This window comes from Chondromyces apiculatus DSM 436, assembly GCF_000601485.1.
In the GTDB taxonomy this organism is placed as follows: Bacteria; Myxococcota_A; Polyangia; order Polyangiales; family Polyangiaceae; genus Chondromyces; species Chondromyces apiculatus.
The window spans coordinates 81,990-96,621 of sequence record NZ_ASRX01000023.1; the positions used below are offsets into that span (position 1 = coordinate 81,990).

General features: G+C 69.9%; 3 protein-coding genes. All 3 read left to right on the forward strand.

Annotation, left to right across the window (positions count from 1 at the left end):
• The 3 genes from CAP_RS16650 (at position 1) to CAP_RS16660 (ending at position 14,580) form a co-directional block, all read left to right on the forward strand.
• Positions 1-12,723 carry a type I polyketide synthase gene (locus CAP_RS16650; RefSeq protein WP_044241710.1) on the forward strand — a complete coding sequence of 4,241 codons (12,723 nt, stop codon included), beginning with the start codon at positions 1-3 and terminating at the stop codon, positions 12,721-12,723.
• A gap of 83 nt (positions 12,724-12,806) precedes the next feature.
• Positions 12,807-13,427: a flavin reductase family protein gene (locus tag CAP_RS16655; protein ID WP_044241712.1), complete on the forward strand. Its 621-nt coding sequence runs from the start codon at positions 12,807-12,809 to the stop codon at positions 13,425-13,427.
• A 361-nt stretch (positions 13,428-13,788) separates the two neighbouring features.
• Positions 13,789-14,580, forward strand: a complete 792-nt coding sequence (locus CAP_RS16660) for a carbohydrate-binding protein (RefSeq protein ID WP_156040872.1) — start codon at positions 13,789-13,791, stop codon at positions 14,578-14,580.
• Positions 14,581-14,632 lie beyond the last annotated feature (52 nt).

A 14,632-nucleotide genomic window follows, 5' to 3' on the forward strand; every position in this document is an offset into this window, starting at 1 on the left:
ATGAGCGACTACCAAGAGCGTCTCAAGCAGCTCACCCCGCTGCAACGTTCCGTGCTCGCACTCACCGAGCTGCGGACCCAGTACGATGCACTGAAGCGCTCTGCCCAGGAGCCGATCGCCATCGTCAGCATGGCCTGCCGATTCCCCGGCGGCGCAGTCGACCCGGAGAGCTACTGGCAGATCCTGCAGGCCGGTGTGGACGCGGTGCGCGAGGTGCCCGCGGCGCGCTGGGACGCCGACGCCTTCTACGACCCAGCCCCTGGTACCCCTGGCAAGCTCTATGCGCGGAGCGGGGGATTTCTCGACGATGTGGAGGGATTCGACCCTCCGTTCTTCGGGATCTCGCCCCGTGAGGCGGCGAGCATGGATCCCCAGCAACGACTCCTCCTGGAGGTGACCTGGGAAGCGCTGGAGCGCGCAGGCCGCCCGCCGCGCTCGTTGAGCAGCACCCTCACTGGCGTCTATGTGGGGTGCGGCGCGAGCGACTACGGGGAGCTGCAGCAGAGCCTCCTCGACCCGGGCCAGGCCAACAACTACGTCATCTCCGGCAACGCCCTGAGCTTTGCCGCGGGTCGCCTCTCCTACGTGCTCGGCCTCCAGGGGCCCTGCATCGGACTCGATACGGCGTGCTCGTCCTCGCTCGTCGCCATCGACCTCGCCTGCCAGGCCCTCCGGGCGCGACGCTGCGATCTGGCCCTGGCCGGCGGCGTTCATCTCATGCTCTCGCCGCATGGCACCATCTTTCTCTCCGGAGCCGGGGTGCTCGCCCCTGACGGGCGTTGCAAGACGTTCGATGCCAGCGCCGATGGCTTCGGACGGGGTGAGGGCTGCGGCGTCGTGGTGCTCGCGCGCCTCTCCGACGCACTCGCCAGCGGCGATCCGATCCTGGCCGTCCTTCGTGGCTCGGCGGTGAACCACGATGGTTCGAGCAGCGGGCTCACGGTCCCCAATGGTCGTGCACAGGAAGCCCTCCTCCGCCAGGCGCTGGATGCGGCCGGGGTGCGGCCCGAGCAGGTCAGCTACGTCGAGGCTCACGGCACCGGCACCTCGCTCGGCGATCCCATCGAGCTCGAGGCCCTCGACGCGGTGTTCGGTGCGACCCGGGGTGACGGTTCACCGCTGCTGGTGGGTTCCGTGAAGACGAACGTCGGTCACCTCGAAGCCGCAGCGGGAATGGCCGGGCTCTTCAAGGTGGTCCTCGCCCTCTCCCACGAGGAGCTGCCACCCCACCTGCACTTCCGGGCGCCCAATCCGCACTTCTCGTGGGATGCGCGCCGCATCGCCGTCACGACGGAGCGGGTTCCATGGCGCCGGGGCGCGGCGCCTCGCATCGCGGGGGTCAGCTCGTTCGGGCTCAGCGGGACCAACGCACACCTCCTCGTCGAAGAGGCGCCGGTGCGTCCCTCGCAGGAAGCCTCGAAAGCATCGACGTCTGTACTCCCCGAGCCCTCGCATCACCTGCTCTGCATCTCCGCCAGGAGCCCCGAGGCCCTCCGTGCGCTCGCGGGGCGCCATGCAGAGCGCCTCGGTCATGCCGCCCCCGAGGGGCTGGCTGACATCTGTCACAGCGCATTCGCCACCCGCACGCACTTCACGCACCGCCTGGCTGTGGTGGCAGGATCGACCGAACGCGCTGCGCACGCGCTGGCCACTCACGCCAGGGGTGAAGAGAGCGCTGACGTCCTCCTCGGTACGGCGAAGAACAAGCAGCGGCCGCGGATCGCCTTTCTGTTCACGGGTCAAGGTGCCCAGTACGAGGGCATGGGCCGGGCGCTCTACGAGACACAGCCGGTGTTCCGCGAAGCGCTCGATCGCTGTGATTCCCTGCTCCGTGCGCACCTCGACCTGCCGTTGCTCGAGGTGCTCTACCCCCGCGACGGCCAGCCTTCACGGTTGCACCAGACCGCGTACACCCAGCCTGCCCTCTTCGCCCTCGAAGTTTCGCTCGCGCAGCTCTGGCGATCGCTCGGCGTCGAGCCTGATCTCGTCCTCGGTCACAGCGTGGGCGAGGTCGCTGCGGCCTGCGTGGCAGGCCTCTTCGGAATCGAGCAAGGCCTCGGACTCATCGTGGCACGCGGACGCCTCATGCAGTCTCTTCCGGACGGGGGCGCAATGGCCACCATCTCCGCCAGCGAGGCCACTGTCACCGACGCCATCGCGCATCACCCCGGCGTGCTGTCCATCGCGGCGACGAACGCCCCTTCGGAGACGGTGATCTCGGGCCGACGCGAGGCCGTTCAGGCCGTGTGCGAGGCTCTCGCGCTGTGCGGCATCCGCTCCCAGCCCCTCAAGGTGTCGCACGCCTTCCATTCAGCATTGATGGACCCGATCCTGTCGGCTTTCGAAGCCGAAGCGCGGAAGGTCTCTTTCGCGTCTCCGCGCGTCAAACTGGTCTCCAACGTCACGGGCCGCCTCGCGTCCGGCGACGAGATCGGTCGTGCTTCCTACTGGCGTGATCACGTCCGCGCGCCGGTGCGCTTCGTCGAGAGCGTCCTCGCGCTGCGCGCGCACGACATCGATCATGTGATCGAGATCGGACCCCAGCCCGTTCTGCTCGCGCTGGCCCGACGCTGTCTCGAAGGCGCTGACATGCAGTGGCACCCCTCGCTCCGCCGCAACAAAGGAGACTGGGCGCAGCTCCTTGCGAGCGCTGGAGCGCTCCACGTGGCTGGCTGCACCCTCTCGGGGGAAGGGCTCGTCGCGGGCCGGACGAGGCGCCACGTCCCCTTGCCCACGTATCCCTTCCAGCACGTGAGATGCTGGTACGAGGAACCTCGGTACACGGGGGGCACCGCGACCTCCGTCGCAGGACACACCCGCAGGAGCATGGCGGCTGGGAGAGGGACCCAGGTCGCTGCCAAGGAACAGGTGGCCGAGGGCGCGGCACCCACGGCGCTGCTGGGGCGCCTCCGCGCCGCACCCGAGAACCGGCGCAAGGCGCTCCTGGCGGCCCACGTAAGCGCTGAAGTCATGCGTGTCCTTCGCCTCGACGCGGGGCAGACCATCGATCCCCAGCTCGGATTCTTCGAGCTGGGCATGGACTCGATGATGTCCGTCGAGCTCAAGGACCGCCTCTCGGAAGCGCTGGGGCTGCGGCTCCCTGCGACCATCGCCCTCGATCACCCCACGATCGAGCGCCTCACGCTCTTCCTCGCAGAAGCCCTGCTGGGGGTCGAAGCCCCCACCCCCCAAGGTGCCAGCCCTCGTCCCCGGGTCGGGAACGACGAGACCATTGCCATCATCGGCATGGCCTGTCGCTTTCCCGGCGGCGCGACCAGCCCCGAGGCTTTCTGGCGCCTCCTCCGGGACGGAGGCAGCGGCGTTCGGGAGATTCCCTCGGAGCGCTGGGACGTCGACGCCCATTTCGATCCCGATCCAGACGCACCGAGCAAGATGTACACGCGGCGCGGGGGCTTCCTCGACGAGGATGTCAGCGCATTCGACGCCGCTTTCTTCGGCATCTCACCCCGGGAGGCCCGACAGATGGATCCTCAGCAGCGGCTGCTGCTCGAGGTCTCCTGGGAAGCCATCGAGCGCGCTGGCCACGCCCCGAGCACGCTCCGAGGGAGCAGCACCGGGGTCTTCGTCGGAATCACCACCAACGATTACCTCCAGGTGGTCCAGCATGGCGTCGCCCTTGACGCTGACCCATTCGCCGCGACGGGCAACAGCCTCAACATCGCTGCCGGGCGCCTGTCCTTCGTGCTCGGCCTGAACGGCCCGACCATGGCGATCGACACCGCGTGCTCGTCGGCCCTCGTCGGCGTGCATCTTGCCGCCCGCAGCCTGCTCTCTGGGGAGTGCGACCTCGCGCTCGCTGGCGGCGTGCTCCTCATGCTCGCGCCAGAGCCCACGATCCTGGCCTGCAAGATGCGCGCGCTCGCGCCTGACGGGAGGAGCAAGACCTTCGATGCCTCCGCGGATGGTTATGGACGCGGTGAAGGGTGCGGCATGGTCGTCCTGAAGCGCCTGTCCGACGCGCTCGCCGACGGAGATCCGGTACTCGCCGTCATTCGCGGATCGGCCGTCAACCATGACGGTTCCAGCAGTGGTCTCACCGTTCCGAGTGGGCCAGCCCAGGAAGCGCTGATCCAGCGCGCGCTCGCGGAAGGTGGCGTCTCACCGGCTGACGTGGGTTACATCGAGGCCCACGGGACCGGAACATCGCTCGGTGATCCCATCGAGGTCCGCGCCCTCTCTGCGGTCCTGAGCGCGGGTCGCCCAGCGGAGCGCCCTTTCTACCTCGGGTCCGTCAAGACGAACATCGGCCACCTCGAGCCGGCCTCGGGCATCGCCGCGCTCATCAAAGTCGTCCTCTCGCTCCAGCACGAGGCCATCCCTCCGCACCTCAACGTCTCCACGCCGAACCCGCTCATCCCCTGGGACGAGGTCCCGGCGATCCTCCCCTCCACGCTCGTGCCCTGGCCCTCCGTGGAGGGCAGGCGCATCGCAGGCGTCAGCTCCTTCGGGCTGAGCGGCACGAACGCCCACGTCGTCGTCGAGCAGGCTCCCCAGCGTGCCCGCTCGCGGCCTGCGCAGGAGCATGGCACCTCCATCTTCACCCTCTCGGCGAAGACGCCCGAAGCGCTCATGGGGCTCGCGCGTCGTCATGCCGACCATCTCGTGGACACGGATCTCGCCCTCGCCGACCTCTGTCACACCGCCAATACAGGCCGCTCCCACTTTGCGCACCGGCTGGCGATCGTCACCGAGTCCATCTCCCAGCTCCGTGAGCACCTCGCGGCCTTCAGCGACAGCAGCGAGACGCCCGCGAGCCTCTTCCGCGGCACGGCAGACCCTGCGCGACCTCCCAGGGTCGCCTTCCTCTTCGGCGATCTCGAGGTTGTCGACGTGGACGCGCTCCGGGTCCTCCATGCCTCGGAGCCTGCCTTCCGACGCGCGCTCGACCAGTGCGACGCTCTCCTCCGGACCCACCTCCCGGCCCCCCTGCGCTCCCTCTTCGTCGACTTGCCCTCCGAGCCTGCCTCGCGCCATGACTCCCTGGCCGCCATGCCGGTGATGCGCGTCGCGATCGCACACGCCTTGGCGGAGCTGTGGCGTTCGTGGGGCATCGAACCCATCGCCGTCCTTGCCCACGGGGCAGGGGAGATCGCGGCCGCGTGCGCTGCGGGTGCCCTGGGGCTGGAAGAAGCGCTTCGGCTCGCCCTCGCGTGCGACGGGAGCGCCACCCTTCGCGGCCCTGAGGACGGCGAGCGCACGGGCTGGGAGAGGGACCCAGCTCTCGCTGCGCTCGGTTCAGCCACCGAGCCCGCAGTTCTGCTCCTGTCGACCCGTGAAGGCCGCTCCATCACCGCCATCGATCTGGGCGGACCCGACCGCTGGAGCCGCGTGCTCCACGCGCCAGACCGTATCGACGAGGCGCTGACCGCTCTCCACGCCGAGGGCCTCGACGTGCTCCTGGAGATCGGCACGGCACCCACCCTGCGTGCCTCCTCTCGGCGCCTGTGGCCAGCGGGGGAGGGGCTCTGGCTCTCCCCGTTGCACGGCGACCGCGACACCGTCCCGCAAATGCTCGGGTGCCTGGGCGCACTCTACGCCCGCGGCGCGGCGGTGGACTGGGCAGCCGTCGGTGGCGAACGGGTGCGCCAGCGTCTCGTCCTTCCCACCTATCCCTTTCAGCGCAAGCGCTACTGGGCAGATGTGCTCCCGGAGACGGCGACGAAGGAACCGCCGGCCGCACGAGGTACCCCCGCGGACTGGCTCTACGCCGTCGAATGGCAGGAGCGTCCTCGCGGAACAGGAGCGGCTGCACCGCGGCCAGTGCCTCCCCCGGCACCGGCTGCACCCTGGGTCATCCTTGCCGATCGCACTGGCCTCGCGGAGGCGCTCTTGGCGCAGATTGCTGCGCGTGGCGAGGCCTGCGTACGGATCTCTCCCGGCTCAGGTTATCTGCGCCTCTCGGACACTCATCGCGAGGTCGATCCCCTCTCCTCCGAGCAGCTCGGGCGCGCGTTCCAGGATCTCGGAGTCGCAGGTCGCTCCAGAGGCATCCTTCACCTCTGGAGCCTGGATGCTCCGAGCACGGAAGCGCTCGCGCTCGATGCGCTCGAAGCGTTCGAGGAGCGCCTCCTCGGCAGCACCGTGAGCGTGCTGCGGACGATGCTCGCGGCTCCTGCCGAGGCTGCGACCCGCCTCTGGATCGTGACCCGTGAGGCACAGGCGCTGACCGAGTGCCCGGCGGCTCCTCCTGCGCTCGCACAGGCACCTCTCTGGGGGCTGGGGCAGGTGCTCTCTCTTGAGCATCCCGACCTGTGGGGAGGCATGATCGATCTCGACGGCACCTCTGCCTCCGAGGCCGCGTCGGCATTGCTCGACGAGATCTGCCAGCCGGATCCCGACGATCTCGTCGCGCTCCGCGGTGCCACCCGCCACGTCCCCAGGCTCGTGCGCAAGCCGGAGGTCTCGGCCACCCCGATCACCTTCCACTCGGACGCCGCGTACCTCATCACGGGTGGCCTCGGAGGCATCGGACTCGCGCTCGCGCACTGGCTGGTCCAGAGAGGCGCGCGACACCTCGTGCTCCTCGGCCGCCGTGGGCTCCCGGAGCGCCCCGCGCGGGAGTCGCTCCCCGAGGGAAGTGATGCAGCGCAGAAAGCGGCTGCCATCGCCCTGATCGCGTCCCTGGGGGCCGTGGTCGAGGTCGTCTCCGCCGACGTCGGCGACAGGCCGCGCATGCAGGAGGTGATCGCCACCTTCGGGCGTGACCGCCCGCCGCTCCGGGGGGTCTTCCACGCTGCCGGCCTGTCCACACCCGAGCTGCTCAAGGATGCCCGCCCCGAGACGCTGCAGGCCATGCTCCGTCCGAAGGTCAACGGAACCTGGATCCTGCACGAGCTGACGCGCGACCTCCCCCTCGACGTCTTCGTATCTTTCTCTTCTGTATCCTCCGTGTGGGGCTCCCTCGGCCTCGGCCTCTACGCCGCGGCCAACCACTTCCTCGACGTCTTCGCGAGTTACCGCCGCGCGGCAGGCCTCCCCGCGCTCACGGTCAACTGGGGCTCCTGGAGCGGCGTGGGCATGGTCTCCGACGACATGGCGCTGTTCATGGCGAAGATGGGCATCGACTCCATGCCCCCGGGGCCCTCCCTCGACGTGCTGGGGCAGCTCATGGCGAGCGGCGCCACCCGGTGCACCGTGGCGACCGTCGACTGGCGCAAGTTCAAGCCCCTCTACGAGGCCCGGCGGGTGCGGCCTCTGGTCTCCACCCTCGACGTGCGCCTCGCACCGGGCGGTGGTCCCGCCGCATCGCAGCTCTCCGAGCGCCTCGGGAAAGCCCTGCCGGGTGAGCGCCGGGATCTCGTCGTCGAGCATGTCGAGGGCCTCGTCGCCCGTGTCTTCGGCCTGGAGCGCGCCGAGGTGCGCGGCCTCCGGGCGGGGTTCACGGCCATGGGCATGGACTCCTTGATGGCCGTCGAGCTGAAGACGAAGCTCGAAGACAGCGTGGGCCAGCGGCTCCCGTCGACCCTGGCGTTCGAGCACCCCACCATCGAAGCCCTCACCGAGTACCTGCTCCGTGAGGTCCTGCCTCCCCCCGAAACGACCGCCCGCGCAGAGATGGAGGCACACCCGAGCGCCTCCGAGCGCGCCGGGGGCGCTGAGCGCGCCGAGCGCGCGCCTGACAGCCACGCCCGGCACGTCCGCCCTCGCAAGACCGTGAGCCGCAGGGAGCGTCGCGCCCGTCACGACCGTACGCTGCGAGATCTTCAGCGCCTCCAGTCCCGTCTCGATCGCCTCGAACACGACAGGTCGGAGCCCCTCGCCATCGTCGGTCTGAGCTGCCGCTTCCCCGGGGGAGCTACCGATCCAGAGGCCCTCTGGGAGCTCCTCCGCGAGGGATGCGATGCCATGCGCGAGGTGCCACGACAGCGCTGGGACGTGGATGCCCACTACGATCCGGATCCCGGTGCGCCCGGCAAGATGTACGTGCGCCAGGGCGGCTTCCTCGACGACGTGGGCACCTTCGACGCCGCCCTTTTCGGGGTCACCCCGCGCGAGGCGGCAGGGATGGATCCTCAGCACCGGTTGCTCCTCGAAGTGAGCTGGGAAGCTCTTGAGCGCGCAGGGCTCTCCCCCGACAAGCTCAAGGGCACCCGCACCGGCGTGTACGTCGGCATCACCAGCAACGACTACGGCACCCTCCAGGCGCTCGAAGGCAACCCCCTCCATGCCGACGCGTACCTCCTCACCGGCAACCCCTTGAGCTTCGCGGCGGGGCGTCTGGCCTACGCCTTCGGACTCCAGGGACCAGCCGTCGCGCTCGACACGGCTTGCTCCTCGTCGCTCGTCGCGGTCCACCTCGCGTGCCAGAGCCTGCGCCGCCGCGAGAGTGACGTGGCCCTCGCCGCTGGCGTCAACCTGATCCTCTCCCCCTCCTCCAGCGTCCTCCTCAGCAAGGCCCGGATGCTCGCGCAAGATGGCCGCTGCAAGACCTTCGATGCCTCCGCCGACGGCTACGGACGTGGCGAGGGGTGCGGCGTCGTCGTGCTCAAGCGCCTCTCCGACGCGCTGGCAGACGGCGACACCATTCACGCTCTGCTCCGCGGATCTGCCGTCAACCAGGATGGTCCGAGCAGCGGCCTCACCGTCCCCAACGCGCTCGCCCAGCAAGCCGTCATCCGCGACGCCCTCGCCGATGCCGCGCTCACGCCCGAGCGTGTCAGCTACGTCGAGGCGCATGGCACGGGGACTCCGCTCGGTGACCCCATCGAGCTGCGCGCCCTCGCGGCTGCACTCCGTGATCGCAGCGTAGCCGAGGGACCCGCCCGGTCACTGGTCGTGGGCTCGATCAAGACGAACATCGGCCACATCGAGTCGGCTGCTGGCATTGCCGGGCTCATCAAGGTCGTGCTCGCTCTTGAGCACCAGCAGATCCCCGCGCACCTTCACCTCAGGACTCCCAACCCGCACATCCCCTGGGAAGACCTCCCCATCACCATTCCCCGCGCGACGATGGCGTGGCCTGCACCGGACGGCCGCACCCGCGTCGCCGGGGTGAGTTCGTTCGGCGCGAGCGGCACCAATGCCCACGTGCTCGTCGAGGAGGCGCCCGCCCCGCGCCTGTCCACCCCCGAGCTGCCTGCCTCGCTCCTCACCCTCTCGGCCAGGAGCCCCGAGGCCCTGACCGAGCTCGCCGCGCGCCACGCGCGCCACCTTGGCGGGAAGACGCCGCTCTCGCTCGCCGATGCCTGCTACACGGCCGCCACAGGGCGCCGCCACCTCGCCTACCGCCTCGCCCTCGTCGCGGAGACGACGGCGCAGGCGCAGGCGCAGCTCGACGCCTTCGCTCGGGGAGAGACCCCACGTGGCCTGCGCACCGGCAGCAGCGATCCAGGGCGGAGGCCTCGGGTGGCGTTCCTGTTCACCGGGCAGGGAGCGCAGCACGTGGGCATGGGCCGGGAGCTGTACGAGACGGAGCCTCGTTTTCGCGAGGCCCTCGACCGCTGCGACGCCCTGCTCCGATCCCACCTCGACAGGCCCTTGCTCTCCGTCATGTACCCGGAGACCCACCCCGATCCTCGCGTCGAGGACACCTCGCCGCCTGCCCCCGCATCCCTGCTCGGGGAGACTGCCTACGCACAGCCCGCCCTCTTTGCGCTCGAATACGCCCTCGCGCGTCTGTGGATGGACTGGGGCGTCGCGCCGTCGTCCCTCCTGGGTCACAGCGTGGGTGAATACGTGGCCGCCTGCATCGCCGGTGTCTTCTCCCTGGAGGATGGCCTCCGCCTCATCGCCACCCGAGGACGCCTCATGCAGGCCCTCCCTCGCGGCGGCGCCATGCTCGCCGTCTCCGCCAGCAGCGCACACCTCGCCGAGGTGCTCGCGCCTCACCCGCCCACCCTGGCCATCGCGGCCCTCAACGGCCCTGCCGACGTGGTCCTCTCGGGCACGCATCAGGCGCTCGACGCTGCCCGCACACGGCTCGACGCCGCCGGCATCCGCAGCGAGCGCCTCGACGTCTCCCACGCCTTCCACTCCCCGGCGATGGATCCCATCCTCGACGCCTTCGAGCGCGTCGCCGAGAGCATCCCTTTTGCCCGTCCCTCGCTCCGGATCATCTCCAACCTCACCGGCCTCCCCGTCGATCCCGACGCCATCACCACCGCTGCCTACTGGCGTCGCCACCTCCGGGAACCCGTCGCCTTCCACGCGGGCATGCGCACCCTCCGGGAGCAGGGCGTCGACACGTTCATCGAGGTCGGCCCCAGGCCCACCCTCCTCGCCATGGGTCGGCGGAGCCTCCCTGGAACTGCCTGCACCTGGGTTTCTTCGCTGCGCCAGGGCAAGCACGACCTCGCGCAGATGCTCGATGGCCTCGCTGCCCTCTACACGGCCGGTCTGGACCTCGACTGGTCGCAGGTGGACCCCCGCCCCGTCCGTCACCGCGTCCCGCTCCCGACCTATCCCTTCCAGGGGCAGCGCCACTGGTTCACCCCCGCCCCGCGCGCCTCCTTCCCCACGTCCGCGTCGCCTGCGTCGCCTGCATCGCCCGAGCCCGGGGCCCTGCTGCACCCCCTCCTCGGGCAGCGCCTCCGCTCGCCGACGCTCGACGACGCGGTCACGGTCATCGCGTCGACCTTCGACACGGCGGCGCTCCCTCTCCTCCGCGATCACCAGGTGTATGGCGCCATCGTCGTCTCCGGCGTCTTCCACCTCGCGCTCCTGACCACCGCACTTCAGGAAGCACTCCCGCAAGCACTCCCGCAAGCACTCCCGCAAGCACTCCCGCAAGCACTCCCGCAAGAACCTGGCGCTGCCCCTGCCCACCGCGTGGAAGGGCTCACCTTCGTGCAGCCCTTGATCCTGCGCGAGGGGGCTCCCTGCGCGGTCCAGGCGGTCCTCCAGCGCCAGACCGCGGACACCTTCTCCTTCCGGTTCTTCAGCATGGAGGCGTCCTCCGACGTCAATGCATCTCCTGGCGCGGCCTCCTGGCGCCTCCACACGCGGGCCACCATCCACACCGACCCCTCCCCGGAGCCCACCCGCGAGCCCCTCTCCGTGGACGAGATCCAGGCCCGGTGCCCCGAGCAGCTCACCGGCGAGGCGTTCTATAACCGCCTCTGGCGCGAGGACGAGCACCACATCGGCCCCGGGTTCCAGCTCATCGAGCGGCTCTGGCGACGTGACGGTGAAGCCATCGCCCTTCTCCGGCAGCCCGACGTCCTGCCCCGCGAAGGCGCTGCTGCACGGGTCGACGTCGCGGCTCGGCTCACGGAGGCCTGCGTAGGTGAGGCCAGCGGTCAGCTCCTCAAGGTGACGCTACCCGGTTACGGCACGGAGACCGGAGACGCCGGGGTGTACATCGGCGTCGGCGTCGAGCGCTCCCTCCGCCACGCCACCCCGCAAGAGGGGGTCCGCTACTGCCATGCCCGGCTCCGCCCCGCGGAGGACCCGTCCCAGGGCTTCACGGGCGACGTGCGCCTCCTCGACGCGCAGGGCAATGTGGTGGTCACCTCGGAGGGCTTCCGCTTCCAGCGCATCGACCGTGATCTCGTCAAGCGTGCCGTCCGTCGCACCGCCACCCGCCGTGGGCCGCGCTTCGGCAGGACCGCCCTGCGTGAGGCAGCACCTGCCGAGCGCGCATCTCAGGTCACCACCTACCTCCGTGCGCAGATCTCCGAGATCTGCGGCCTCGCTTCCGGAGATCTCGACCTCCACGCACCCCTGCGCGCCCTCGGGCTCGACTCGCTCATGGCGAGTGATCTCAAGACCCGCATCGAGGAGGACCTCGGCGTCGATCTCCCGGCGGTGGATCTGCTGCAGGGGCCGAGTCTCCTCGTGCTCGGCGGCCGCCTCTCGGACCTGCTCCTCGCGCCGCCCGCCGACGCTCCTCTGACGTCTCCCCATCTGACGTCTCCCCAGCCTGTCGTCGAACCAGCGCCGGCCCCTCCGGGACAGACCACGACACGGTTGTCCGTCACCCCAGCGTTGTCCCATTCTCTCTGGATCCACCGGCCCCGCCCCCTGCCCGATGCGCACCTGCGCCTCTTCTGCTTCCCCTACGGTGGCGGCGGCGCTTCCCTCTTCCGCGCCTGGCCCGAAGCGCTGCCCTCCTGGATCGAGGTCTGCGCGATCCAGCTCCCTGGCCGCGAGGACCGCATCCGCGAGCCTGCGTTCCACACCCTTCCCCCGCTCCTGGAGGCCCTGCTTCCCGCCCTCGACGGCGAGCTCGATCGCCCCTTCGCCCTCTTCGGCTGCAGCATGGGCGCGCTCGTGGCCTTCGAGCTGGCGCGCGCACTGCGTCGCGAGCGTGGCCTCTCCCCAGCGCACCTCTTCGTCGCTGCCTTCACCGCCCCTCAGCGCCCCAATGCCCTCCTTCGCCGCTGGTCCGAGACGCCTCTCGATACCGATGGTGCGAGGCCTTCCCCTGCCGAGCTGTCGCGCCTCCTGCCCCGGCGGCTCCTCGACGATCCTGACCTCCTCCGCGCGCTCCTGCCCACCCTGCGCGCCGATCTCGGCGTGGTCGGCAGCTTCACCCTGCGTGACGAGCCCCCGCTCGCGTGCCCCATCTCCGCGCTCGGAGGGGTGGACGACCCCGACGTGAGCCGCGACGACCTCGCTGCCTGGCAGGCCCACACCCAGGGCCCCTTCAAGCTCCATCTCATCCCCGGAGGCCACCTCTTCATGACCTCCAGCACCTCCAGCCGGGCGCGGACGCTCCTGCACCTCCACGACGATTTGAGTTCGCTCGCCCCCGAGCGCTGAGTCCTGCACGAACAACCGCGTGACCCCCGGGCCGATCGGGAGCAGACCTCCTGCACCGCTACCATCCCCCCCGGGAGCCCGCCATGCTGTTCGACTTCCAGACGATCTCCCCGAAGAACGCCTACAAGCTCCTCGTCTCCACGGTCGTTCCCCGGCCCATTGCCTGGGTCGTGACGCAGAGCCCGGAAGGAGAGACCAACGCCGCGCCCTTCTCCTTCTTCAACGCCTTCTCTGGCGACCCGCCCGTGGTGTGCCTCGGCATTGGCGCGCACGAGCCGGGGCGACCCAAGGACACCGCGAGCAACATCGCGTCGACCGGTGAGCTGGTGGTGAACCTGGTCTCCGAGGATCTCGCCACCCGCATGAACATCACGGCATTCGAGTACCCCCGGGGCGTCGACGAGATGCGCGAGGCAGGCATCACGCCCGTCCCCTCGGCCAAGGTCAAGCCGCCGCGCATCGGCGAGAGCCCCGTGTCGTTCGAGTGCGTCAAGATGGCCATCCACCCGCTCGGTACGGACAGCGCCCTCATCGTCGCGCGGGTCGTGGCGATGCACATCCAGGACGCGCTCGTGCTCGATCCGGAGCTGTGCCACGTCGACACGCCGAAGCTTCACCTGATCGGCCGGATGCACGGCGCGGGGATGTACGTCCGCACCACGGACCTGTTCGAGATGCCTCGCCTCCGGGAGCCCCCGAAGTGAGCAACGCGTCGGCATGATCCGGCCCCCCCGCACGCGCGGCAGCCGTGTCCGGCTCTCCTCGGAGCGTGGTTCCACCCTCGTGAGCCACCTGGAGTGATCCAGTGGATCGGGGGGGGCGATCCACCAGATCGCCACGGCGATCGTTCTGCTCACCCTCCTCCCGCCGGCCCTCGTCGAACCAACGCGCATTCGCGCGGTGCTCGTGGCGTCGAGGAGTCCCGGAAGGGCTGGCGTGCTCCCTGCAACAGAGCAAGCAACGGAGCAACGGAGCAACGGAGCAACGGAGCAACAGCGCTCCGGTCATCTCCCCGGGCTGCAACGGATGCCGTTGCGTTCTCCCCGACGTGAAAGGACTCCCACCATGCGACGTCACGTGATGAGCGAACGATTCGGTATCTCGATCCTGGCAGCGATGGCCATGGCCGCCGTGGGCTGCCTCGGACAGCCGTCCGGGGGCGAGGCCTCCGCCGAGGACACCGAGAGCGCGCTCGATGGTTCCTGTGCTGGCGTGCCTGCCTGGGCCGCGGGCGTCGCCTACACCGCAGGGGCCGTCGTGCAGCACGAAGGCAAGGCCTACGAATGCATCCAGGGCCACACGAGCCTGTCGAACTGGACACCGAACGTGGTGGCAGCCCTCTTCCGAGAGCTCGCCGTCTGCGCCACGCCGGGACCCGACCCGGACCCTGGCCCCACGCCAGCTCCTGGACCCGAGCCCGAGCCTGAGCCCGAGCCTGAGCCCGAGCCCGAGCCCGAGCCCGAGCCCGAGCCTGGCCCTGACCCGGGAGCTGCCTCTTACTCCGGCTACAGCTCCTACAACATCTACGACGGCATCCCTGCCACCTCGGTGAAGTGCAACCTTGCGCCGCAGGCTTACGGCATGCAGGTGACCGCGATCCGGCGCGACTTCTTCCAGGCGCAGGGCATCGATGTCCTCTGCAACAAGTGCGTCAGGGTCACGTCGAAGCCCTACGGCGGCGGATACGGCACCACCGCCGTCGCCCGCATCATCGACGAGAGCAACGACTTCGGGAACAACGGAGGCAATCGCTTCCTCGACCTCGCGCCCCAGGTCTTCCAGCAGATCGGTAACACGGACGCGGGCGCCATCCCTGTCGAGTTCCAGATCATCGACTGCCCGGCGCACCTCGACTGAGCGCACGTGCCCACGCATGAGGCATCCAGATTCTGCTGACACTACGGAATGG